This is a genomic window from Paraburkholderia sp. 2C, assembly GCF_054589215.1.
In genome coordinates, this window is sequence record NZ_BAAILL010000031.1 from 18,274 (window position 1) to 42,792 (window position 24,519).

At 65.6% G+C, this 24,519-nt stretch carries 18 protein-coding genes; 7 read left to right on the plus strand and 11 right to left on the minus strand.

From position 1 onward, the window contains the following. From ACYPXD_RS07340 to ACYPXD_RS07350, 3 genes are all read left to right on the plus strand, one after another. The coding region (locus tag ACYPXD_RS07340) for an aldehyde dehydrogenase family protein (RefSeq protein ID WP_459709180.1) at positions 1-1,247 on the plus strand (1,247 nt) is incomplete at its 5' end. A gap of 104 nt (positions 1,248-1,351) precedes the next feature. Next, positions 1,352-2,110, plus strand: coding sequence for an SDR family oxidoreductase (locus ACYPXD_RS07345; protein ID WP_459709182.1), 759 nt, complete (start codon positions 1,352-1,354; stop codon positions 2,108-2,110). Between the two features lie 60 nt (positions 2,111-2,170). Then, the gene (locus tag ACYPXD_RS07350) at positions 2,171-3,490 is read left to right on the plus strand and encodes an MFS transporter (RefSeq protein ID WP_459709185.1); all 1,320 of its coding nucleotides are present in this window, start codon (positions 2,171-2,173) and stop codon (positions 3,488-3,490) included. 111 nt (positions 3,491-3,601) lie between these two features. On the opposite strand, the gene ACYPXD_RS07355 is transcribed toward ACYPXD_RS07350, so the two are convergent. The 3 genes from ACYPXD_RS07355 to hemC are packed head-to-tail and all read right to left on the minus strand — an operon-like array spanning position 3,602 to position 7,874. After that, positions 3,602-4,792 carry a heme biosynthesis HemY N-terminal domain-containing protein gene (locus tag ACYPXD_RS07355; protein WP_459709188.1) on the minus strand — a complete coding sequence of 397 codons (1,191 nt, stop codon included), beginning with the start codon at positions 4,790-4,792 and terminating at the stop codon, positions 3,602-3,604. Between the two features lie 2 nt (positions 4,793-4,794). Beyond that, positions 4,795-6,891, minus strand: a complete 2,097-nt coding sequence (hemDX, locus tag ACYPXD_RS07360) for a fused uroporphyrinogen-III synthase HemD/membrane protein HemX (protein ID WP_459709191.1) — start codon at positions 6,889-6,891, stop codon at positions 4,795-4,797. Continuing rightward, positions 6,891-7,874: a hydroxymethylbilane synthase gene (gene hemC / locus ACYPXD_RS07365; RefSeq protein WP_459709194.1), complete on the minus strand. Its 984-nt coding sequence runs from the start codon at positions 7,872-7,874 to the stop codon at positions 6,891-6,893. The genes hemDX and hemC overlap by 1 nt, the downstream gene beginning before the upstream one ends. A 366-nt stretch (positions 7,875-8,240) precedes the next feature. On the opposite strand from hemC, the gene ppc reads away from it, so the two are divergent. Beyond that, positions 8,241-11,534, plus strand: a complete 3,294-nt coding sequence (gene ppc, locus ACYPXD_RS07370; protein ID WP_459709196.1) for a phosphoenolpyruvate carboxylase — start codon at positions 8,241-8,243, stop codon at positions 11,532-11,534. A gap of 113 nt (positions 11,535-11,647) precedes the next feature. On the opposite strand, the gene ACYPXD_RS07375 is transcribed toward ppc, so the two are convergent. Both ACYPXD_RS07375 and ACYPXD_RS07380 read right to left on the minus strand, forming a co-directional pair. Further along, positions 11,648-12,709, minus strand: coding sequence for a methyltransferase (locus tag ACYPXD_RS07375; protein ID WP_459709199.1), 1,062 nt, complete (start codon positions 12,707-12,709; stop codon positions 11,648-11,650). A gap of 231 nt (positions 12,710-12,940) precedes the next feature. Beyond that, a complete protein-coding gene (locus ACYPXD_RS07380) occupies positions 12,941-13,693 on the minus strand; it encodes a class I SAM-dependent methyltransferase (protein ID WP_459709201.1) in 753 nt (250 codons plus the stop codon). 260 nt (positions 13,694-13,953) lie between these two features. On the opposite strand from ACYPXD_RS07380, the gene ACYPXD_RS07385 reads away from it, so the two are divergent. Continuing rightward, positions 13,954-14,826, plus strand: a complete 873-nt coding sequence (locus tag ACYPXD_RS07385) for a helix-turn-helix transcriptional regulator (RefSeq protein WP_459709203.1) — start codon at positions 13,954-13,956, stop codon at positions 14,824-14,826. A gap of 222 nt (positions 14,827-15,048) precedes the next feature. Beyond that, complete coding sequence (argH, locus tag ACYPXD_RS07390) at positions 15,049-16,455, plus strand: argininosuccinate lyase (RefSeq protein ID WP_459709207.1); 1,407 nt, start codon at positions 15,049-15,051, stop codon at positions 16,453-16,455. A 1-nt stretch (position 16,456) separates the two neighbouring features. On the opposite strand, the gene ACYPXD_RS07395 is transcribed toward argH, so the two are convergent. From ACYPXD_RS07395 to apbC, 5 genes are all read right to left on the minus strand, one after another. After that, positions 16,457-17,242 (minus strand): lysozyme inhibitor LprI family protein, encoded by a 786-nt coding sequence (locus ACYPXD_RS07395; protein ID WP_459709210.1) that lies wholly within the window; start codon positions 17,240-17,242, stop codon positions 16,457-16,459. 14 nt (positions 17,243-17,256) lie between these two features. After that, positions 17,257-19,539 (minus strand): Orn/Lys/Arg family decarboxylase, encoded by a 2,283-nt coding sequence (locus ACYPXD_RS07400; RefSeq protein WP_459709213.1) that lies wholly within the window; start codon positions 19,537-19,539, stop codon positions 17,257-17,259. Between the two features lie 90 nt (positions 19,540-19,629). Then, positions 19,630-20,199 (minus strand): dCTP deaminase, encoded by a 570-nt coding sequence (dcd, locus tag ACYPXD_RS07405; protein ID WP_459709217.1) that lies wholly within the window; start codon positions 20,197-20,199, stop codon positions 19,630-19,632. A 196-nt stretch (positions 20,200-20,395) separates the two neighbouring features. Next, positions 20,396-20,941: a superoxide dismutase family protein gene (locus ACYPXD_RS07410; RefSeq protein ID WP_459709219.1), complete on the minus strand. Its 546-nt coding sequence runs from the start codon at positions 20,939-20,941 to the stop codon at positions 20,396-20,398. A 179-nt stretch (positions 20,942-21,120) separates the two neighbouring features. Continuing rightward, positions 21,121-22,209, minus strand: coding sequence for an iron-sulfur cluster carrier protein ApbC (gene apbC, locus ACYPXD_RS07415; RefSeq protein WP_459709221.1), 1,089 nt, complete (start codon positions 22,207-22,209; stop codon positions 21,121-21,123). Between the two features lie 337 nt (positions 22,210-22,546). Between apbC and ACYPXD_RS07420 the strand changes: the two genes are divergently transcribed. Further along, on the plus strand, positions 22,547-23,209 hold the full coding sequence (locus ACYPXD_RS07420; protein WP_075156555.1) for an OmpA family protein: 663 nt from the start codon (positions 22,547-22,549) through the stop codon (positions 23,207-23,209). 500 nt (positions 23,210-23,709) lie between these two features. Here ACYPXD_RS07420 and ACYPXD_RS07425 read toward each other — a convergent pair whose 3' ends face one another. Further along, a complete protein-coding gene (locus ACYPXD_RS07425; protein WP_459709224.1) occupies positions 23,710-24,486 on the minus strand; it encodes a hypothetical protein in 777 nt (258 codons plus the stop codon). Positions 24,487-24,519 lie beyond the last annotated feature (33 nt).

The following is a 24,519-nucleotide window of genomic DNA, read 5'->3' on the forward strand; positions in this document are numbered from 1 at the left end:
AGCGCGGGCGCCTGCTCTACCGGCTCGCGATGCTCGCCAGCGCCTGCCACGAGGAGCTGGCGCAGCTCGAAGCGCGCGACACCGGCAAGCCGCTGCGCCAGGCGCGCGCGGACGCCGCGGCGCTTGCCCGCTACTTCGAGTTCTATGCGGGCGCCGCCGACAAGCTGCACGGCGAGACGCTGCCGTACCAGGCCGGCTACACGGTGTTCACGATCCGCGAGCCGCATGGCGTAACCGGCCATATCGTGCCGTGGAATTACCCTATGCAGATCTTCGGCCGCAGTGCCGGCGCGGCGCTCGCCGCGGGCAACGCGTGTGTCGTGAAGCCCGCCGAAGACGCCTGCCTGTCGGTGTTGCGCGTTGCCGAACTCGCCGCCGAAGCGGGCCTGCCGGCCGGCGCGCTCAATATCGTCACCGGCTACGGCCACGAAGCGGGCGCGGCGCTCGCGCGGCATGCGGGCATCGACCATATCTCGTTCACCGGTTCGCCGGAAACGGGCAAGCTCGTCGCGCAGATGGCCGCCGAGAACCATGTGCCGGTGACGCTCGAACTCGGCGGCAAATCGCCGCAAATCGTGTTCGCCGATGCGGATTTCGAGGCGGCGCTGCCGGTGCTCGTGTCCGCGATCGTGCAGAACGCCGGACAGACCTGTTCGGCAGGCAGCCGCGTGCTGATCGAACGAGCCGCCTATGAGCCATTGCTCGACCGGCTCGCGACCGCGTTCAATGCGTTGCGCGTGGGGCCGTCGCATGCGGATCTCGACTGCGGGCCGCTCATCAGCGCGAAACAGCAGCAGCGCGTGTGGGACTTTCTCTCCGATGCACAGCACGACGGCATCGCGATGGCCGCGCAAGGTCATGTGATTGCCGAAGCGCCGGAAAGCGGCTTCTATCAGGCGCCGACGCTCCTGCGCGACGTGCCGCCGCCGCATCGGCTCGCGCGCGAGGAAGTGTTCGGGCCCGTCCTCGCCGCGCTGCCGTTCGCCGACGAAGACGAGGCGCTCGCGCTGGCGAACGGCACCCCGTACGGGCTCGTTGCCGGCATCTGGACGCGCGACGGCGCGCGGCAATTGCGCGTTGCGCGGCGCGTACGCTCGGGGCAGGTGTTTATCAACAACTATGGCGCGGGCGGCGGCGTCGAATTGCCGTTTGGCGGCGTCAAGCACTCGGGACATGGCCGGGAGAAAGGCTTCGAGGCGCTTTACGGATTCACGGTGCTGAAGACCGTCGCGATCCGGCACGGATGACGGCGTACGGCGGGAGCGTGCTCCCGTCAGAACGCCGGAGACAGGACACAAGGCAGCACGCTGAAGCGCAACCATGAAGCACAACAAACAACCTTGGAGACATCATGCGACTGACAGGCAAAACTGCCGTCGTCACGGGCGGCGGCTCGGGCTTCGGCGAAGGCATTGCAAAGACCTATGCGCGTGAAGGCGCGAACGTCGTCGTCAACGATCTCAACGGCGCCGCGGCCGAACGCGTCGCAAGCGAGATCGCGCTGGCGGGCGGCAAGGCGATCGCGGTGAGCGGCGACATCACGCGCGGCGAGGACTGGCAGCAGTTGCGCCGCGCCGCGCTCGAAGACTTCGGCAGCGTCGAGATCATCGTCAACAATGCGGGCACCACGCATCGCAACAAGCCCGTGCTCGACGTCAGCGAAGCCGAGTTCGACCGCGTCTACGCGGTCAACGTCAAAGGCATCTACTGGAGCGTGCGCGAGTTCGTGCCGTATTTCCGCGAGCGCGGCGGCGGCGTGTTCGTCAATATCGCATCGACCGCGGGCGTGCGGCCGCGGCCCGGGCTCGTCTGGTACAACGGCAGCAAGGGCGCGGTGATCGTCGCGAGCAAGTCGCTGGCGGTCGAACTCGGGGCGGACCGCATCCGCGTGAATTGCGTGAACCCGGTGATCGGCGAAACCGCGTTGTTGCCCGAATTCATGGGCATGGAAGACACGCCCGAAAACCGCCGCACATTCCTCGCGACGATTCCGCTGGGCCGCTTTTCGACACCGCAGGACATCGCGAACGCGTGCGTCTTTCTCGCGTCCGACGAAGCCGCATTCGTTACCGGCGTGTGCCTCGAAGTGGACGGCGGACGCTGCGTGTAAAGGCGACATGAGGAGGCGACATGAAGAGGCGACACGACGACACTACACGAGGAGACGACCATGGCCAGTCCAGCGAATCCGCTTCATTCGCCCGGCGCGGGAGCGCCGCCCTCCACTTTCAAAGAAGCGACGTACCGGAAGGTGGCGTGGCGCCTCACGCCGCTTCTGATGCTCTGCTACGTGGTCGCCTACCTCGACCGCGTCAACGTCGGCTTCGCGAAGCTGCAGATGCAGGCTGACCTCAACCTCAGCGACGCGGTATATGGCTTCGGCGCGGGCATCTTCTTTCTCGGCTATTTCATCTTCGAAATTCCGAGCAACATTATTCTTCACCGCGTCGGCGCGCGCGTCTGGATCGCGCGCATCATGGTCTCGTGGGGCATCATCTCCGCGCTCACGATGTTCGTCACCACGCCAACCCTATTCTACGTGATGCGCTTTCTGCTCGGCCTCGCCGAAGCGGGCTTTTTCCCCGGCATCATCCTCTATCTGACGTACTGGTATCCCGCGCATCGGCGCGGCCGCATGACGACGTGGTTCATGACCGCAATCGCGTTATCAGGCGTGATCGGCGGCCCGATCTCGGGCTATATCCTGAAGGCGTGCGACGGCTTGAACGGCTGGCATGGCTGGCAGTGGCTGTTCCTGCTCGAAGGGCTGCCGTCGATCGTCGTCGGCATCGTCGTATTTATCGTGCTCGACGACCGCATCGGCAAAGCGCAGTGGCTCAGCGCCGAAGAGCGTCAACTGCTCGAACGCAATATCGCCGCCGAAGACGCGACAAAAGAAGACCCGTCGATCGGCACCGTGCTTGCGAGTCCGCGCGTGTGGCTGATGAGCCTCATTTATTTTTCGTTCGTCATCGGCCTCTATGGCGTGAGCTTCTGGCTGCCCACCATCATCAAGGCGACCGGCGTCACCGACGCGTTCGCGATCGGCCTGCTGTCGGCCATTCCGTTCGCGGCGGCGGTCGTCGCGATGGTGCTCGTGTCGCGCAGCGCGGACCGCACGCGCGAGCGGCGCTGGCACGTCGCGATTCCGGCGTTCGCCGGTGCGCTCGGACTCGTGCTGTCGGTGCTCTGGGCGCAAAGCACGCTGCTCGCGATGATCTCGCTCACGCTCGCGACGATGGGCATTCTGACCACCCTGCCGCTCTTCTGGAGCCTGCCCACCGCGTTTCTCGCGGGCACCGGCGCGGCCGCCGGCATCGCGATGATCAACTCGATCGGCAATCTCGCGGGTTTTCTCGGCCCGTATGCGGTGGGCTGGCTCAAAGAGACGACCGCGGCGAACGCCACGGGCATGTATCTGCTAGCGGCGTTTATGTTGCTCGGCGGGTTGCTCGCGGTCGGCGTGCCGAAGCGGCTCGTGAACCGGTAGCAAAAACCCGGCGGCCGTAGCAACGGACCACCGGGTTTTGTTCGACCGACGCGGTTCGATATGAGCGGCAAGCTCGCCAGCCGTGTTGCCGCTATTTTGCCGCCGTTTCGTTCAAGTCACATTCATCGCCAGCGCACTCTCGCGATAGTGTTCGCTGGCTTTCGCCGAATCGCCGAGCTGTTCGTGCAGTCGCGCAAGCGCGCGATGCGAGCGGATTTTCAGTGTCTCGTTGTCGGCACTCTTGAGCGCGGCTTCGAGGAACGACTGCGCCTTGCCCCACAACTGCTGATGCAGGCACAGCCGGCCGAGCGTAAACAGCAGATCGGCGTCGTCGGGGCGCTCCTTCTGCCATCCTTCGGCCTTCTGAATGAGCGGCAGCGCATCGCCGCCCGCGGTATCCGGATAGCGGCGCAGCAGCCGCGCGTCCCAGTTCTGCGCGAGCGCTTCCTCGACGATCTTGCGCGCTTCCTGCGGACGGTTCAGCGCGACCAGCAATTCGGCGGCGAGATCGGCAAGGCGCGGCGAATGCCGTTCCGTGGGCGACAAGGCGTTCCACAGCTCGAGCAGCGCATCGCCGTTATGACGGCGGTCACGCAGCAGGTTCTCGGCCGCGAGCTGCCGCAGCCGCACGGCGACCGCCGGATGAATCGCCTCGCGCTTTTCGAGCGTCTTCACGAGCTTCAGCACTTCGCCCCAATTCTTCAGCTGTTGCTGCGCGCGCAGCGCGATCTGCTGCGCGTGGATGCGCCGCCCGCCCTGCGACTGCATTTCGAGCAGCGCCGCAAGCGCGCCGTCCGCGTCGCGGCCATCCGCACGCATATCGGCGGTCGCCATCAGACGCGCGTCCTGCCAGTCGGGCGAATCGATCCTGGCGAGCCATTCGTCGCGGCGCGCATACTCGTGCATACGGTGTGCGGCATTTGCGGCGATCAGGCCGGCCGCCCCGCGGTTCTCGTCATGCGCGAGCGAATCGCGCGCCGCCTTTTCCGCGCGCGAAAAACGCCCCGCGTACAGATTGCCGATCGCCTCGCGCAATGCCGTATGCGCCTTCGCGATACGCGTGCGCGCACGATACGCGGCCACGCGCTGCGGCATGCGCCAGATATTGCGGACGATGCGCGTGGCCGCATACAGCACGATAAACACGACGACCAGCGCCACGATAAACAGATTCAGCGAGATATCGACGCGATACGGCGGATAGACGATCAGCACCTGCCCCGTATCGAAACGCCCGGCCAGCGCGAGCACGACCGCGATCACGAACAGGAAAGCGAGCCACAGGAGTCCTCGAAGCGCCATCGTCAACTCCGGCTACGGTATTGATGAACGGCTTGCAGGCTCGTGTCGAGGTTCGGCACTTCGACCGCGCCCGACGCATCGTCGACCTCCTTCACGAGGCCGCGCACGGTCTGCGTGTTTTTCGACGACGCATCGAAATAATGCGCGAGCGTCGCGTCGGCCGCGTGCAGGTCCGAGCGCAGCGTCGTCTGGTTGCGTGCGAGCAGCGCGAGGCGCGCGGACAGCAGGCGCAGCTTCAGGTTCTCGCGCAGGAAGTAGCCCTGATCCGGCGCCACCATCAAGGCGTCGGCATTGTCGATGCGGCGCACCTGCACGAGGCTCGCGAGCTGCTGACCGATGCCCGATACGAAGCCCTGCCACCACACTTTCCAGCGCGGTTCGCCCGTTGCGGCGGCGACCTTGCCGGTGTCGGCGGGTTCGGACGCGTGCGGCGTCGCATGCGCGATCGGCGCTTCGCCGGCAAGCGGCAGGCTGTCGACCATTTCGATCGCGTTGTCGAGCTTGATGGCGAGACCCGTCAGATCGGTGGACGGCGCGGCCTTCAGCTTGTCGATGTCCTGACCGATCGCCTTGCGCACCGCGAGCGCCTGCGGGTTGTCCGAGGCGGCAAGGCGCGTATCGGCGCTTTGCAGCGCGAAAAGCGCGAGCTGCGTGTTGCCGGTGAGTTGCAGCTGCTCGCTCGCGCTCGACAGCATCTGGCCGACTTCGGCCATGGTCCAGTCGTCGCGATTGCGTGCGAGATCCGAATATTGCTGCTGCAGCGCCTGCTGCGCATTCTGCGCGTCGGCGAGCTTGCCTTCGAGCTGCGACATCTGCGTATCGATGCCGCGTACCGTCGCGAGCGCCTGCTCGGTCTTCACGCGCAGTTCGGACGTTTGCGCGTCGTTGACCTGCTGGCGCTTCGTCAAGTCCTGATCGAGGCGGATCAGCTTGCGGTTCAACATAATGCCGCCCGCGGCCGCCGCCAGCACCACGACGATAATGACGAACCACAACAGCCCGATGCCGCCGCGACGGCGCGGGGGTTGCGCCTCGTACGGCGTGAACGGCTGGTTCGGCGGCAGTGGCTTTGCGGCCGCCGGCGGCGAAGAAGGGTTCGTGGATGCGGTCGAATCAGTCATGCGTGCTTGAGCCGGGTTGGTCTGAACCGGTTGAACTTCGGGAAGCGCGACGGCGGACAGCAACGCGCGGGCAATACGTTCGTCACCCGCGCCGGACACCGTAATGCTATCAAAACCCAATGCCCGCGCGGTCTCGGCGATGCGCGGATGGGGCGCGACGAACGGCGCGCGTTTCAATTGAGCGATTTCGCCGGCGGTCAGATGGTCGCGCGCAAGCTCGCTCAGATTGCGCACGCCTTCGGAACTCGTGACGAGCCAGACGTGCGGTTCGCCTGCCAGCAACGCATGAACGCGTTCCCACGTGCGCACCGACGGCTCCGGCACGATGCGCCGGTACGCCGCCACGGCCTCGACTTCGGCGCCCGCTTCGCGCAAGCGATCGGCGAGCCATTCGCGGCCGCCGTCGCCGCGCACGATCAGCACGCGCTTGCCCTCGAACGCGTTCGCGCCGAGCGTCGCTTCGAGAGCGGCATAGAGGCCTTCGGAATCGAAGCGCCCGCCGTCGATGTCACGGCCGTTGCCGTCGGCGCTGGTTTGGCTGCTTTCGTTGCCGCTTTCGTTACCGCTGCCGCCTTTGTTATCGCTGCCGCTTTTGCCGCTGTTGCCATTGTCATCGCCGACGCTGCCATGCGCAGCCGGGCTGATTACCCGATACGCGGGCGCTTCGACGCCGCGCCGCGCGAGCGCCGCGACGCTGCCCGGCCCCACGACACCGATCGGCAACGCATGCGGCCAGATCGCGTCGAAGCGCGCGAACGCGCAATCGATCGCGTTCGGCGAGACGAACACGACCAGCGCGTAATTCGCGAGCGAAGCAAACGCGGCATCGAGCGGCGCGGCGTCCGCGACGGGCGCGATGTCGATCAGCGGGAAAGCGACCGTGTCGACGCCTTCGGCGGCGAGGCGCGCGGCCAATGCTTCGGACTGGCCCGCGGGCCGCGTGAGGACGACGGTCAGGCGTCCTGTCGCGCGTTCCATCACGTATCGGACGCGGAATCGTCCGCGCTGCTGAGCGAGCGCACGATCTCGAGCGCGCCCTGGCTTTCGAGTTCGCGCGCGACTTCGCGGCCCAGTTCGATCGCGCTCTCGACGGTCGACGCGGGCGACGAGCCGTGCGCATGCAGCACGCGCTGGCCGTCCGGCGTCGCGACGAGCGCGCGCAGATGCAAGGCGCCGTCATGCCACGTCGCATACGCCGCGAGCGGCACCTGGCAGCTGCCGCCCAGCGCGCGCGACACCATCCGTTCCGCTTCGACCGCGGCCGCCGTATGGTCGTGATGGAGCGGCGCAAGCCACGCGGCGAGGTCCGCGCGATCGGCGCGAATCTCGATGCCGAGCGCGCCCTGGCCCGCGGCGGGGAGGCTATCGAGCGGATCGAGCAGCCCGCGGATGCGGTTCGCGAGGCCAAGGCGCTTCAAGCCCGCCGCCGCGAGAATGATCGCCGCGTAGTCGCCGCGATCGAGCTTCGCGAGACGCGTATCGAGGTTGCCGCGCAACGGCTTGACGATCAGGTCGGGAAAGCGTGCGCGCAGATTCGCCTCGCGCCGCAGGCTCGATGTGCCGACCACGCTGCCCGGCGGCAGCGCGGACAGCGCGTCGTAGCTGTTCGATACGAATGCGTCGCGCGCGTCCTCGCGTTCGAGGATCGTGCTCAACGCGAAGCCCGGCGGCAATTCCATCGGCACATCTTTCAGCGAATGCACGGCCAGATCCGCGCGGCCGTCCGCCAGCGCGTTTTCGAGTTCCTTGACGAAAAGCCCCTTGCCGCCGACCTTCGAGAGCGTGCGATCGAGAATCTGATCGCCGCGTGTGGTGAGCCCGAGAATTTTGACGTCGCAGGATGGATATAATTTGTGCAGCGCACACCGCACATGCTCGGCCTGCCACATCGCAAGGCGGCTTTCACGCGAGGCGATCACGAGCGTGCTGGGTGGGGTCGCTGAGAGCGTCTCGGGATTCATTGCTGAGTCAAAAGTGAATGACGGGATCGATAAAAAACAATGTTAGCACGCGCTTAAGCGCTGGCCCCGCGGTTCTGCCGCGCTCTGTCGTCCGGCCGCGCAGCCTTGCCCGACAACGCAAATACGGAGGAGACAGCGCACCCGCGCATTGCGTGACGCATTGCGCAATCCACGCGCATCGATCAGCATGAAAACCACATCGGGCAATACACGTGCACGGTCGTTCGCGCGCCCGCACGCGGCCTGCGCGATGATGCGATGCATTGCCGCCGGCAGCAGCAGGATGCGGCAACATCATGCAGCACCCGCAGTGGCAGTTCCTCTCTCTTTAGACCTATAGACCCTGGCTTTCCAAGGAAACCCATCGTGACGTCTTCCGGATCGGCGCGCCGCGCGCGCCGCAATACTGCATCGCTTGAAAGCGGCATCGAACCCGCCGCTCGCGCGCTCGCGCAATCGGCCGCGGCTGCTGAAGCGGCCCCGGCCAACGGCAATGGCAATGGCAATGGCAGCGCCAACGGCGCGAGCGCCGGCCGCGCGCAACGAACCACCCAGGCAGCACGCATCGAGAAAGCGGACAGGACCGCCAGGCCGGTCAAGCCGCCGAAGGCCGTGCAGCCCGCCAAGGTCGCCAAAGCCGTTAAAGCCGCCCAATCCGCCCCCGCGGATAAGCACCTCGCCGACAAAGAAAAAGCGCACAAAGGCAAGCACGCCAAACCGGCCGCCAACGGCGCCGCCGGACCCGCGGCCACGCTCGCCGGTCAAAGCCGCGCGAAGCCGCGCCAGGCGGCCCGCGCCAACGCGCTCGACGGCGCCACCGCCACGCTCGCCGCGGCCGCGCCGAAAGACGGCCGCACGCGCGAAGACAAGGACCAGCCGCTTTTCGAAGACATCCGCTATCTGGGCCGTCTACTCGGCGACGTCGTGCGCGAGCAGGAAGGCGATGCGGTGTTCGACGTCGTCGAAACGATCCGCCAGACGGCCGTGCGCTTTCGCCGCGAGGACGACAGCGTCGCCGCCCAGGCGCTCGACAAGAAATTGCGCGCGCTGAATCCCGCGCAGACCGTCAGCGTCGTGCGCGCATTCAGCTTTTTCTCGCACCTCGCGAATATCGCGGAAGATCGCCATCACAACCGGCGGCGCCGGATTCACGAGCTGGCGGGTTCGTCCGCGCAGCCGGGCACGGTCGCGCATGCGCTCGAGCGGCTCGACAAGGCCGGCGCCGCGCCGACACCGGTCGTGCAGCAGTTCTTCGACGACGCGCTGATCGTTCCCGTGCTGACCGCGCATCCCACCGAGGTTCAGCGCAAGAGCATTCTCGATGCGCAGCACGATATCGCGCGCCTGCTGGCCGAACGCGACCAGCCGCTGACCGCGCGCGAGCGCGCGCAAAACGACGCGCTGCTGCGCGCGCGCGTCACGTCGCTGTGGCAAACGCGAATGTTGCGCGACTCGCGCCTGACCGTCGCCGACGAAATCGAAAATGCGCTGTCGTATTACCGCGCGACGTTCCTCGCCGAAATTCCCGCGCTCTATGCGGATATCGAAGCGGCGCTTGCCGAGCATGGCCTCGCCTCGCGTCTGCCGCCGTTCTTCCAGATGGGCAGCTGGATCGGCGGCGACCGCGACGGCAATCCGAACGTGACGGCCGAAACGCTCGAGCTCGCGATTTCGCGTCAGGCGGCCGTGATTTTCGAGCATTACCTCGAAGAGATTCACCAGCTCGGCGCCGAACTCGCGGTGTCGTACCTGCTCGCCGGCAGCAGCGACGCCTTGAAGGCATTGGCCGACGCGTCGCCGGACCGCTCGCCGCATCGCGTCGACGAGCCGTACCGTCGCGCACTGATCGGCGTCTACGCGCGCATGGCGGCCACCGCGCGCGAGCGCCTCGGCGAAGGCGTCGTCGCGATGCGGCAGGCGAGCCGCGATGCGCAACCGTACGCCGACGCCGACGAGTTCGTGCGCGATCTCGACGTGCTGACCGAATCGCTCGCGCAGCATCACGGCGAATCGCTCGCGACACCGCGGCTATCGCCGCTCGTACGCGCCGCCGAAGTGTTCGGCTTCCATCTCGCGTCGATCGATCTGCGCCAAAGCTCCGACGTACACGAAGCGGTGATCGCGGAACTGCTGCGGCGCGCGGGCGTGGTGGAAAACTATGCAGCGCTGTCTGAAGCCGAAAAGCTCGAAGTACTGCTCGCCGAGCTGGCGCAGCCGCGCCTGTTGCGTTCGCCGTACATCGACTATTCGGATCTCGTCAAAAGCGAGCTCGGCGTGCTCGAGGAAGCGCGCGTGGTCCGCCAGAAATTCGGCATTCGCGCGGTGCGCAACTACATCATTTCGCACACCGAGACGGTCAGCGATCTGATCGAAGTGATGCTGCTGCAGAAGGAAACCGGTCTGCTGCAAGGCCTCTTCGGCGCCGCGCATGCGCCGGCTCGCGCGGGCCTGATGGTCATTCCGCTCTTCGAGACGATCCCCGACCTGCGCAACGCGCCGCACATCATGCGCGACCTGATGGCGCTGCCCGGCGTCGAGGCGATCATCGAGCATCAGGGCAACGAGCAGGAAGTGATGCTCGGCTACTCGGACAGCAACAAGGACGGCGGCTTTCTGACGTCGAACTGGGAGCTGTACCGCGCGGAGCTCGCGCTCGTATCGCTCTTCAACGAACGCGGCGTCACGCTGCGGCTTTTCCACGGCCGCGGCGGTACGGTCGGCCGCGGCGGCGGCCCGACCTACCAGGCAATTCTGTCGCAGCCGCCGGGCACCGTCGACGGGCAGATCCGCCTCACCGAGCAGGGCGAAGTGATCGCGAGCAAGTTCGGCAATCCGGAGATCGGCCGGCGCAATCTCGAAACCGTGATCGCGGCCACGCTCGAAGCGTCGCTCGCGCCGCACGGCCATGCGCCGGCGCAGTTGCCCGCGCAACTGTCCGTCTTCGAGGAAACCATGCAAAGCCTCTCCGATGCGGCGATGCAGGCGTACCGCGCGCTCGTCTACGAGACGCCCGGCTTTGTCGACTACTTCTTCGCGTCGACGCCGATCACGGAAATCGCCGAGCTCAATATCGGCAGCCGGCCTGCGTCGCGCAAGCTGCAAGACCCGAAGAACCGCAAGATCGAAGACCTGCGCGCGATTCCATGGGGCTTTTCGTGGGGACAATGCCGCTTGCTGCTGACGGGCTGGTATGGCTTCGGCAGCGCGATCGGCGGCTGGCTCGAGGCATCGGCCAACGACAGCGAACGCACGCGCCGCGTGCAGCAGCTGCGCCAGATGCACAAGACGTGGCCGTTCTTTTCGAACCTGCTGTCGAACATGGACATGGTGCTCGCGAAGACCGACCTTGCGGTCGCGTCGCGTTACGCACAGCTCGTCGAAGACAAAAAACTGCGCAAGCTCGTATTCGAGCGCATCGTCGCGGAATGGGAGCGCACGTCGAACGTCCTGTCGGAAATCACCGGCAAGAAAGATCGGCTCGCCGATAATCCGCTGCTCGCGCGCTCGATCAAGAACCGCTTCCCCTATCTCGATCCGCTGAACCATCTGCAGGTCGAGTTGCTGAAGCGCCATCGCGCGGGCGACAAGAACACGCGTTTGCGGCGCGGCATTCATTTGACGATCAACGGAATCGCAGCCGGTTTGCGCAATACCGGTTAAGTACGGCTTCCGCGGTTATCGTTGCAAGGCACGCGGTGGCGCACACGCACCGCGTGCCTTTTTGCTTTTCCGCCGTCCTGCGAAGGGAGCGGACGAGCGGCTGCCGCAACCGTCTATCGCTTTCTGGCCTCGATCACGGTGGTGGTGCCGAGCGGCGAAACGACCTCGGCGGTCGCCGATCGAACGAGCCCCACGTGGCCGAGCAGCCGCTCGAAATCCTGCATGGTTCGCTCGCGGGCCCCGAAGTGGACGAGCATATTCAGATCCTGCAGCATCACGCGCGGCTCGTTGCCGTGCGGCTTGACCACCATCTCGATCACCGCGAGCCGGCTGTCCGGCCGCATGGCCCGTGCGCAGTTCGCGAGAATCTCCACACATCGTTCGTCGTTCCAGTCGTGCAGGATGTGCTTCAGCATGTAGAGATCGAACCCTGCGGGAACGTCTTTGAAGAAGTCTCCGCCGACAAACGAGAGCCGCGGCGCCAACGCGGTATTGACCGGATCGCGCGACGACTGCTCGACCGATGCGGGCGTATCCATCACGACGCCGTTCAAATGCGGCGTCTTCGCCAGCATCGGCCTGATCAGTTCGCCGGAGCCACCGCCGATATCCGCGACGGTGGCGATCGACGATGTGTCGATCGCTTGCGCGATCTGTTCGCCCACCGCATCCGATATGTCGGTCATCGCCCGAATCAGTACGGCGAGATCGGCCGGCGCACGACCGAGGTAGTCCCAAAAGTTTTCGCCTAGCGCCGCGGTATCCTGAGCGGCGCCGCTACGGATCGCCATCGGAAGCCGCCCCCAGATCTGCCAGGTGGCGGGGCCGCCCAGCAGACGCGACAGGCCGCGCACCGAGCCCGGCGCGCCTTCTTCGAGGGTCCGCAGCAGCGGCGTCGATGAATAGCGGGCGTTGGCATCGACGGTCACGAGTTCGAGCGGCACGGCGGCGTTCATCAAGCGGCGTGTCGTCTCTTCATCGGCTTCGATGCGCCGCGCGATGTCCGCGGCCGCCAGCGGACCGCTCGCGAGATGATCGGCAATGCCGAATTCGGCGAACGTGCGCACGACCTGACTGACAGCGAACCCATAAATCATCTGCATCATGCGCTCGGTGTTCGGGTCGAGCGCATGAGGCGGGCGTTGCAATGGCGGCTTCAAGGAGCTTGCACTCATTTACGTGTTCCCCACGGGAGAGGTTGGGACAGGAGGACCCTGTTCAGACACCGGCGCGATACAAAGTGATGAAGCGAATCGTGTAACCGGTGAACCCGTACTATGAGACGCGTGCTGTCGGTCCCTCGCTGCGTGCCGCGAAGCGGCACGTCAACGGGCGAACCAATATTGAGTGATGCGCTTGCCTGAGATAACGAGGTTCTTCCCTCTATTGCAAACTCGCGAACTTCGTTAATGCGCTTCGATCATCAGCGTATCGAGTTCGAAAGACCCATCCGTCTGCACCGCGAAGTACTCCCTCACTTCCTCCGGCGCGCTCTCCCACAGCGAACGGATTGCACTGACGCGCAGCGGCGGCGTGCGCATCCGCGTCACCCATGCGTCGAATTCGATCGGCAGCCGCCAGCGCTCTCTGACCTTCGCGGTAAAACCGGCCCGCTCGAAGAACGCCAGCCATTCGTCGGCGCGGTAGTCGCGGATATGCGATCCGTCGCGCAGCACCTCGACCGCCTGCAAGTGCGTATCGACAAGCGGATGATCGGCGCCCGCGATATCGATAAAGAGCGCATGGCCACCGGGCTTCAGCACGCGCCGCGCTTCGGCGAGCGCCTGTGGCACGTCGTGCCAGTGATGCGCGCTGAAGCGGCTCACCACCCAGTCGAACGAAGCATCGTCGAAAGGCAGGCTTTCGGCGGCGCCCTGCTGCGTGCGGATATTGGCCAGACCGCGATCGATCGCGGCCGTGTCGACTGTGGCGAGCATCGGGCCCGCAAGGTCGTACGCGACCACCGACTCGGCGTGCGGCGCCACCGCAAAGCTTGCGTGGCCCGCGCCGCAGCCCATGTCGAGCACGGCGCCTTTCGGCGCTTTGGCGACGAGTTCCGCGAGCGTTTGCAGATCCTTGCCCGTCGCGTGGACCGTGCTCGTCAGGTAGTGGGCGGCGGTCGCGCCGAATGCCTCGGCGACCTGGTCTCGATGTCTCATGGTTGACTCCTTGCTGGTTTCCTGGCCCGCGATTGGTGCTTCACGGTTCTGGTATGACGCATTTGTAAGGTATGCGTAAAATGTCGGCCCCTTGCGTGCGCGCTCTCGTATGCGTGGTGCGGACGCTTTCGTACGAATCGCCTTCGATGGCGCCGCGCGGCGCGCGCACGCGTGGCCCGAATCGCTACAATAGAGCGCCGCCTGTACCGGTACAAGGCAAGCAGCTATTCTGGTATCGACAACACCTGCCTCCCCCGCCCATGACCTCGCCGTCCGACGCCCCGACACCCGAACCACAGCAGGAACCTGAGCAGCAACCTGAGCACGACCCCGCGTACGACACAACGCCCGCGCTCGATGCGACGCCCGCCCGCGCGCTCGGCGACTTCATCCGCGCGCATCGCGAACGGCTTTCGCCGCTCGCGGTCGGCTTGCCGCCGGGCCCGCGCCGCCGCACGCCCGGGTTGCGCCGCGAGGAAGTCGCGCAGCTGTGCGGCGTGAGTCCGACGTGGTACACGTGGATCGAACAAGGGCGTCCGGTGTCGGCCTCGGCCGATGCGCTGGCGCGCATCGCGGTGGCCCTGCAGCTGTCGCGCGCCGAACGTGCGTATCTGTTCGAGCTCGCGGCGCAGCGCGACCCGGCCGAACCCGACACGGGCGGCACCGACGCGCCCGCCATGCTGCTCAAGACCGTCCAGCTCGTCCAGTCGCCTGCCTACGTGCTCGACCGCCAATGGAACGCGATCGCATGGAACGCGCCGGCGGCGGACCTGTTCGTCGGCTGGCTCGACGACGACCACGACCGCAATCTGCTGCGCTATACGTTCCTGTCGCCGGTCGGGCATGCGCTGATCGTCGACTGGGAATCGCGCGCGCAGCGCCTCGCCGCCGAATTCCGCGCGGACTCGATCCGCCATCTGAACGATGCGCCGACGCGCGCGCTGATCGACGCGCTGGTCGGCGAAAGCGATGCATTCGCGCATTTCTGGGCATCGCAGGACGTCGGCGAGCGCGAAGGCGGCCGCCGCGAGTTCGACCATCCGCGCCATGGGCGCATCGCCTACGATCAGATCACGTTCAAGCCCGCGCATCGCGAGGACTTGAAGCTTGTGGTGCTGGTGCGCGAAGGCTAACGGCCGGGCGGAACACGACCCACTGACGCGGCTCGCCAGGCGCGCCGCGATTGCCACGCGAAGCAGATTTCTGCTCGCCGGATGCTAAAATCTGCTTTTTCGCCAACGCGCGCGGCGCAAATCTGCTCCACAGGCAGAATGCAAGCAGAATGATCGGGCACCCACGCGCCGCGCCGTCCGTGTTCCTCCACCCGCATTGATCGCCACTCGCGTCCTCACATCATGACGTCCCAACTGCACAAAAAAGGCGAAGCCTGGTCGGCTCGCTTCTCGGAGCCGATGTCGGAACTCGTCAAGCGCTATACGTCGTCGGTTTTCTTCGACAAGCGTCTCGCGTTCGTCGATATCGAAGGGTCGCTTGCGCATGCATCGATGCTCGCCGCGCAGAAAATCATCTCCGCCGCCGACCTCGCGGCCATCGAGCGCGGCATGGCGCAGATCAAGGGTGAAATCGAGCGCGGCGAATTCGAATGGCTGCTCGATCTCGAAGACGTGCATCTGAATATCGAGGCGCGCCTCACGGCGCTGATCGGCGATGCAGGCAAGCGCCTGCATACGGGCCGCTCGCGCAACGACCAGGTCGCCACCGACATCCGCCTCTGGCTGCGCGGCGAAATCGACCGCATCGGCGGCCTGCTGAAGGATCTGCGCGGCGCGCTGATCGACCTCGCGGAACAGAACGCCGCCACGATCATGCCGGGCTTCACGCATCTGCAGGTCGCGCAGCCGGTCACGTTCGGGCACCACCTGCTCGCCTACGTCGAAATGTTTTCGCGCGACGCCGAGCGCATGCGCGATTGCCGTACGCGCGTGAACCGCCTGCCGCTCGGCGCGGCGGCGCTCGCGGGCACCAGCTATCCGATCGACCGCCATGCGGTGGCGAAGACGCTCGGCTTCGACGGCATCTGCGCGAACTCGCTCGACGCGGTATCCGACCGCGACTTCGCGATCGAATTCACGGCGGCCGCGGCGCTCGTCATGACGCACGTCTCGCGCTTCTCCGAAGAACTCGTGCTGTGGATGAGCCCGCGCGTCGGCTTTATCGATCTCGCCGACCGCTTCTGCACGGGCTCGTCGATCATGCCGCAGAAGAAGAACCCTGACGTGCCCGAACTCGCGCGCGGCAAGACGGGCCGCGTGAACGGCCATCTGATGGCGCTGCTCACGCTGATGAAAGGCCAGCCGCTCGCCTACAACAAGGACAACCAGGAAGACAAGGAACCGCTGTTCGATACCGTCGATACGGTGGCGGATACGCTGCGCATCTTCGCGGAAATGGTGGCCGGCATCACGGTCAAGCCGCAGACAATGCGCGCCGCCGCCCTGCAAGGTTTCTCGACGGCAACCGACCTCGCCGACTACCTCGTCAAGCGCGGCCTGCCGTTCCGCGATGCGCACGAAGCGGTCGCGCATGCGGTGCGGATCTGCGTCGATCGCAACTGCGATCTCGCGGACCTCTCGCTCGACGAAATGAAGCGCGAACTGCCGAACGTCGCGCATCTGATCGGCGACGATGTGTTCGAGTATCTGACGCTCGAGGGCTCGGTCGCGAGCCGCAACCATCCGGGCGGCACGGCGCCGGATCAGGTGCGCGCGGCAGTCAAGGCTGCGCGCGCGGCGTTGAAATAAGCTAGTCGTTGCCCGCCGTCTCGGCGAGCTTCTTCAGCGTCGCGACGCGCGCGCCGATCAGATCGATGCGCTGACGCGCATCGCCGAGCGGCGCGGTGGCATCGCGATACGCGAGCCACGCCTGTTGCGCGCGCCACAGCACCGGCCACGAGCGCTGCGGCATCTTGTTCACGAGGCGCCGGTAGTACTGGTTGACGTCGGCGCTCGCATGCACGCACTGCGGGTCGGCCAGACAGGCGCGCAGCGGCGGCGCATCGAGCCCGCCCGTCCTTGCAACGACCGCGCGCAACGCAAGCGCGCGATCGCGCACCGGCTGCAAACGCAAATCGCCTTCCGAGAGCTGGTAGCGTGTGCCGTGCGTCGTCGCGGTGACGGCGGCGAGCATCTGCATCTCCGCTTCGCGCCATGCCTTCCAGCTGTCTTCGCTCGCTTGCCAGCGCTTGCGCTGCGCGGGCGGCACTTTCGCGAGCAGCGTCTGGAACGATTGATCGATCGACGCTTGCCATGCAAGCCGCGCCGTATCCATGCACTGCAGTTGCCCCGACGTCGACGACATGTCGGCGCGCGCGAGGCACGTGCGCATGGCCGCATCGATCGGATCGGCCGCGGCCACTTCGGCAAGCGCGGCCGACGGCCACGCGGCAAGGCCAACCCATACCGCAGCAGCAACTGATATCGCAGCCGCCGATGCCCGCGCCAATCTCGCCAACCACGCGCGACCGACCGCGACCGCCGGCGCCACTGCCAAACCCGTCAAACCCGTCAAACCCATCGCACCCTTCACCATCCGCCTGCCCGCCGTCAGTTGCGCACGCAATCGACGAAGTACTCGACGCGGCCGTTGATCACTTCGCCGACCAGCCCGTGGATATCGGTGTGGAAACCCGGGAAGCGCTCGTTGAATTCGCGCGCGAACTGCAGATAGCTGACGATCGTCCGGTTGAAACGCTCGCCCGGGATCAGCAGCGGAATACCCGGCGGATACGGCGTGAGCAGGATCGACGTGACGCGGCCTTCGAGTTCGTCGATCGGCACCCGGTCGATCTCGCGGTGCGCGAGCTTCGCGAACGCGTCGGACGGCTTCATCGCGGGCTCCATGTTCGACAGGTACATCTCGGTCGTGAGGCGCGCGATGTCGTTCGCGCGGTAGACGCTGTGAATCTGCTCGCACAGATCGCGCAGGCCGATGCGCTCATAGGCCGGATGCTGCGCGACGAATTCGGGCAGCACGCGCCACAGCGGCTGGTTGTTGTCGTAGTCGTCCTTGAACTGCTGAAGTTCGGTGACCATCGAGTTCCAGCGACCCTTCGTGATGCCGATCGTGAACATGATGAAGAACGAGTAGAGCCCCGTCTTCTCGACAATGATGCCGTGCTCGGCCAGATACTTCGTGACGATCGCGGCCGGAATGCCGGTTTCGCCGAACTCGCCGTCCACCGTGAGCCCCGGCGTGATGATCGTGGCCTTGATCGGATCGAGCATGTTGAAGTTGTCGGCGAGCGCGCCGAAGCCGTGCCAGTGATCGTTCGGGCGCAGCATCCAGTCTTCGCGCGAGCCGATGCCCTCTTCGGCGAGTTCGTCCGGGCCCCAGACCTTGAAAAACCAGTCGGCGCCGAATTCGTCGTCGACCTTGCGCATCGCGCGGCGGAAGTCGAGCGCCTCGGCAATCGATTCCTCGACCAGCGCCGGGCCGCCCGGCGGCTCCATCATCGCCGCGGCCACGTCGCACGACGCAATGATCGCGTACTGCGGACTCGTCGACGTATGCATCAGGTACGCCTCGTTGAAGCGATGGCGGTCGAACGTGCTGTTCTCCGAGTCCTGCACGAGAATCTGCGACGCTTGCGAGATGCCCGCGAGCAGCTTGTGCGTGGAGTGCGTCGCGAACACGAGCGCGCCGGTGCGCGGGCGGCCTGCGCCGATCGCGTGCATGTCCTGATAGAACTCGTGGAACTCGGCGTGCGGCAGCCACGCTTCGTCGAAATGCAGCGTGTCGAGCAGATCGCCCAACAGGTCCTTGATCATCTCGACGTTGTAGATCACGCCGTCGTACGTGCTTTGCGTGATGGTCAGAATGCGCGGCTTGAGGTTCGGGTTCTTCGCCAGCGCCTCGCGTGCGAACGGGTTCGCCTCGATCTTCTTGCGAATGTTTTCCGGCTTGAACTCGTCGCGCGGAATCGGCCCGATGATGCCGAAATGATTGCGCGTCGGCGTGAGAAACACCGGAATCGCGTGCGTCATGGTGATCGCGTGCAGGATCGACTTGTGGCAATTGCGGTCGACCAGCACGATGTCGCCCGGCGCGACCGTCGCATGCCAGACGATCTTGTTCGACGTCGACGTGCCGTTGGTCACGAAAAACAGATGGTCGGCGCTGAAGATGCGCGCCGCGTTGCGCTCCGATGCGGCGACCGGGCCCGTGTGATCGAGCAGCTGGCCGAGTTCGTCGACCGCATTGCAGACGTCCGCGCGCAGCATGTTCTCGCCGAAGAACTGGTGGAACATCTGGCCGAGCGGGTTCTTCAGGAATGCGACGCCGCCCGAGTGACCCGGGCAGTGCCACGAATACGAACCTTCTTCGGCATACTGCACGAGCTCCTTGAAGAACGGCGGCGCGAGCGAATCGAGATACACCTTCGCTTCGCGAATGATGTGCCGCGCAACGAATTCCGGCGTGTCCTCGAACATGTGAATGAAGCCGTGCAACTCGCGCAGGATGTCGTTGGGCAGGTGGCGCGAGGTGCGCGTCTCGCCGTACAGGAAGATCGGAATATCGGCGTTGCGGCGTCGCACCGCGGCGACAAAAGCGCGCAGGTCGACGATCGCCGGCGCGAGCTCGGGCGCGTCGCTGTCGGTCGTGTTTTCGACGTACGGCAAGAGCTCGTCGTCGTCGATCGACAGGATGAAGCACGAGGCGCGGCTCGACTGCTGCGCGAACGAGGTCAGATCGCCATAGCTCGTCAGCCCGAGCACTTCCGCGCCTTCTTTCTCGATCGCTTCGGCAAGCGCCCGGATGCCGGAACCCGAGATGTTCTCGGAGCGGAAATCTTCGTCGATGATGACGACGGGAAAACGAAACTTCATGGGGCGATTCTCCAAAAAGAACGACCGCTGCCTGTCCATGTTGTCAGCAGCGGTCCCCGTATTGCGGTCAGTCAGCGCGCGATGGGAGCGTCACGTTTTCGGCAACGTCACGCCGTGCTGACCTTGGTATTTGCCGCCGCGATCCGCGTACGACACGTCACAAATTTCGTCGCTCTCGAAAAACAGCACCTGCGCGACCCCTTCGTTCGCGTAGATTTTCGCAGGCAACGGTGTCGTATTCGAGAACTCGAGCGTGACGTGCCCTTCCCACTCCGGCTCGAACGGCGTCACGTTGACGATGATGCCGCAGCGCGCATACGTCGACTTGCCGAGACACACGGTCAGCACGCTGCGCGGAATGCGGAAGTACTCGACGGTGCGCGCGAGCGCGAACGAGTTCGGCGGGATGATACAGACATCGCCCTTGAAATCGACAAACGACTTCTCGTCGAAGTTCTTCGGATCGACGATCGTCGAATTGATGTTCGTGAAAATCTTGAATTCGTCTGCGCAGCGGATATCGTAGCCGTAGCTCGACGTGCCGTAGCTGACGATCTTGCGGCCGTCCTCGGACGTACGGATCTGCGACGGCTCGAACGGCTCGATCATCTTGTGCCCGGCGGCCATGCGCCGGATCCACTTGTCGGACTTGATGCTCATAGGGTGAACGCTGACGTGACGGTGGTAACGGGTAGACCCGGGGGTTTCACCAGAGGTAAAACCGGGGATGAACGCCGCGCCGGGCCGGTTTTCGAAAGCCTTGCCGGTGCCGGATGCGGGATCGGACAGGCCTCGACCGGCGGCCGCGGTCGGACGAAAGGCGCTTATTTTACGCGAAGGGAGCGGGGCGCCGCGCTTACTGCGTGCGGATCAATCCGCACGCGATCGCCGAGCCTGGGCCGCGCTGCGGATACGCGTAAGGGTCGGTCGGATCGTGATGCAGCAGCACCGAGCGCTGCAGCACCGAGCGCACGCCGTCGAGCGAGACGTCCGGCGCGACGATAAAGCCCGTTGCGCCACCGGTGCTGTCGGCGTGGATGTTGCCGAGGTCGCCCTCGACGCGTGCGCCGTTCTTCAGACGCTCGGCGGCCGGCGAGAAGACGGCGCCGGCGCTCGAGCCGTCGGCGGCGTTGCAATCGCCGCGCTCATGCACCTGCAAGGCGTGATCGCTGCCGGGCGGCAAGCCGATCAGGTTGTAGGTGACCTGCACGCCGTCCGAACGCTCGATGAACGTGACGGTGCCGCGCGCCTGGTTGCCGAGCGTAGGCAGCAGTTGCGCGACCGCCCGCTTCTCCTGCGGTTGCAGGAAGGACGTGCAGCCGGCGAGCAGCACGCCAGTGGCAGCCATGACGATAAGCGCTATGAAGGCTTGCATCGCACGGCCGTCGATTCGTTTTCTCATGCGATCCTCTTGTCGAGCGCCGGCCACCCCTGCGGCCGCCTTGCCAGACCTGATGAAGACCACATGATACCGCGAGCAGCCTTGCAAAACGCCGTACGAGGCGTCCGGACCGCTCGCGCACGGCTCGCGATACACGCGTGCCGCGCACGAACGCGAAAGGCCTGCATGCCCGATCGGGCTCAGGTGTTCTGCACGACGATCGTCGGGAACTTCGACGACATGTCGCGCGCCCGCTCGGCGATATGGATCGCGACCTTGCGCGCGATGCTGCGATAGATTTCGGCGACGCGGCCCTCCGGATCGGCGACGACGGGCGGCTTGCCGGAGTCGGACTGCTCGCGAATCGCGATATCGAGCGGCAGGCTGCCGAGCACATCGACACCGTACTCCTTGCCCATGCGCTCGCCGCCGCCCGCGCCGAAGATATGCTCTTCGTGACCGCAGTTCGAACAGATATGCACGGCCATGTTTTCGACGATGCCGAGAATCGGAATGCCCACTTTCTCGAACATCTTGAGGCCCTTCTTCGCGTCGAGCAGCGCGATGTCCTGCGGGGTCGTGACGATCACCGCGCCCGTCACCGGCACGCGCTGCGAGAGCGTCAGCTGGATGTCGCCGGTACCCGGCGGCATGTCGACGATCAGGTAATCGAGCTCGCGCCAGTTCGTCTGGCGCAGCAGCTGTTCGAGCGCGGAGGTGGCCATCGGGCCGCGCCACACCATCGGGTTGTCCTGCTCGATCAGAAAGCCGATTGAATTCGCCTGCATGCCGTAGCCCGTGAGCGGATGCATCGACTGGCCGTCGGGCGACTCGGGGCGGCCCGTGATGCCGAGCATCATCGGCAGCGACGGGCCGTAGATGTCCGCATCGAGAATGCCGACCGACGCGCCTTCGCTGGCGAGCGCAAGCGCCAGATTGACCGCGGTCGTGCTCTTGCCGACGCCGCCCTTGCCCGACGCGACGGCGACGATGTTCTTCACGTTCGGCAGCAGCTTCACGCCGCGCTGCACGGTATGCGCGGCGATCTCCTGCGACACCTGCACCTCGGTTTGGGCGACGCCCGGCACCGCGGCGAGCGCGCCGGCGACAAGCGCGCGGATCGCGTCGAACTGCCGTTTGGCCGGATAGCCGAGCACCACATCGACGCTGACCGTGGCGCCCTCGACCTTGATGTTCTTAAAGCTCTTCGCGGCGGCGAACGGCCGACCCGTGTTGGGGTCGGTGATGGCCGCGAGAGCGGCATCCACCTGGGCCCGATCGATACTCATTGAGACTCCGTGGGAACGCTGGGCGCGCGGCGGAATCGAAATTTCGCCAGCGGCCGGAATTGAAATAAATTGTTATCCAGGATTGCGTAAAACCGGTCGCGCAGGCACGCTTGCCGCGCGACCAGCAAGAGGGCCGAATCGCTGGTGCTTCAATCGTCATTGTAGTGGCTGGTGTCGGCACATGCCGGAAGACCCTTTTTGGTTGTCGGTCCGCGCATGAGTGGGCGCGATGCGGCTTCGGGCCGGGCTCTTGCCCGGCGCGACAAGACCGCCACCGCCGCCGCATGCCAGCCGTCTCTTGTTGCCGGCTTGTTTGACTCAAAGAAAGGACCTGAAAATGAATGCGAAAATCATGACTCGCCTCTCCGTAATCGCCATCGCGGGCGCGCTCGTCACCGGCTGCGCCACGCAGCAAGGCACCAACACGGCGGTCGGCACGGGCGTCGGCGCGGGCACGGGCGCCGCGCTTGGCGCGATCTTCGGCGGCGGCAAGGGCGCGGCCATCGGCGCCGGTGTCGGCGCGGCCGTCGGCGGCATCACGGGCTACAACTGGGAGAAGATCCATAACAAGCTCTCCGGTGCGACGAAGGGTACGGGCACGCAGATCACCGAGCAGCCGGACGGCTCGCTCAAGCTGAACATCCCAAGCTCGGTCACGTTCGATACGAACAGCTACGCGATCAAGCCGTCGTTCCAGCCGGTGCTCGCCCAGGTTGCGCAAACGCTGAACCAGAACCCGGAAGTGATCGCGCAAGTGGTCGGCCATACGGACAGCACGGGTCAGGCGGCCTACAACCAGACGCTATCGGTGAACCGCGCGGAAAGCGTGACCAGCTACCTTGCCTCGCAAGGCGTCGCGCCGCAGCGTCTGTCGGCGACCGGCATGGGTGCAAGCCAGCCGATCGCGGACAACAACACGGAGGCGGGCCGCGCGGCCAACCGCCGCGTCGAAATCTATCTGCGCGCAACGGCGCAGCCGGGTCAGGCGCGTCCGCAATAACCGCAATAAGCGCATTAGCCGCAGTAACGATCGGGAGCGGGCGGCGCGGGCAAGTTGCCGGGAGATCGGTAAGACGACTCGGCCGGATCGCCCGGAAGCCTTGGCTGCAGGGGTTTTCCGCCGCCCGAAAAAGCGGGACTGAAGGGTTCGTCTAAGGCGAACGAAAATTTTTCGAACTCTTGGGCTCGACCGCTGTCTTTATTAACGGTACGTGTGCGGTTCGTCCGCCGCGTCACCATTCTCCTCTTGTCGTTGTTGCTCCGGGGCCCATTAGCCCCGGTTTTTTTTGGTGCGTCCGGACCGCTGAAAGCCTTTGCCGGCGCCGCTGCGCGGCCCTTCGGCGAAGCCTGGCGGAACGCCTCCCACGCATGTGTGCCGGACGGCGACACAGCATCAGCCGGCCGGTCCCCGCCTTCCCTCTTTCTGCGCATCCGCCCAATTATCGGGACGGACACGCCGAGAACCCGTTTGGGAGAATGAAAGCCTTCGGCATCGCGAACCTATTTCGCGAGCCGTCTGAGGTTCGCGCGTGCACGCGCCTGGCTCAGCCGCTTCAGGACGCTGTTTTCGTGCGGGTCGCCGTAGTGGAACAGCGCCGTGCTGCGAATGCTGGTCGGCAGGCAGGCCTCGTTCGCATGCAGCGAGCGCATTCCCCAGAAGAAATAGATATTGCCCGGTTCGAGCGGCACCGGCTTCGCGCCGAGCCGGCGCTGCACCGCCGGCGCGCGCCAGAAGCGGCAGGCGGTCCGGCTTTCGATAATCGCCTTCTCGAGAATGTTCAGCATGACCGGGCCGCGTACATGCCGCATGTTCGGGTACATCACGAGGTCGCCGCGCGGTTCGTTCGGCTGGTTCGGAATCAGCACGGGAACCAGTGCGGTCACCACATACGAGTCGTAGTGGAACAGGTTCGCGTGACGCAGGCCGTGCGTGCCGGCCAGCACGCGCAGCACGGGCAGGATCCGCTTGCTGAGCGGGTCTTCGTGCATCGCACGGTGGTAAAGACCCTCGAGCACCATCCGGAAGCCGCGCGCGCTGAAGATCGCGTTGAGCGGGCTGTCGGCGATCCAGTCCTGACCGCGCAGGCCGAAGTACTGGCCGCCGCGCTCGACGAGCTCGGCGGTGATGAATTCCCGCATCGGCGCGAGCACCGAATCGGGCACGACATTGTGCAGGACGCCGAACCCCTGCTGATTGATCGACGTGAACAGGTTCTCCACGTCCGTCATGTCGACGGACGCAAGCAGCTCGTGATCGAGCGCCGCATTGGCCATCATTCTTAACTCCTTCGTTCGCGTCACGCGGCGCTC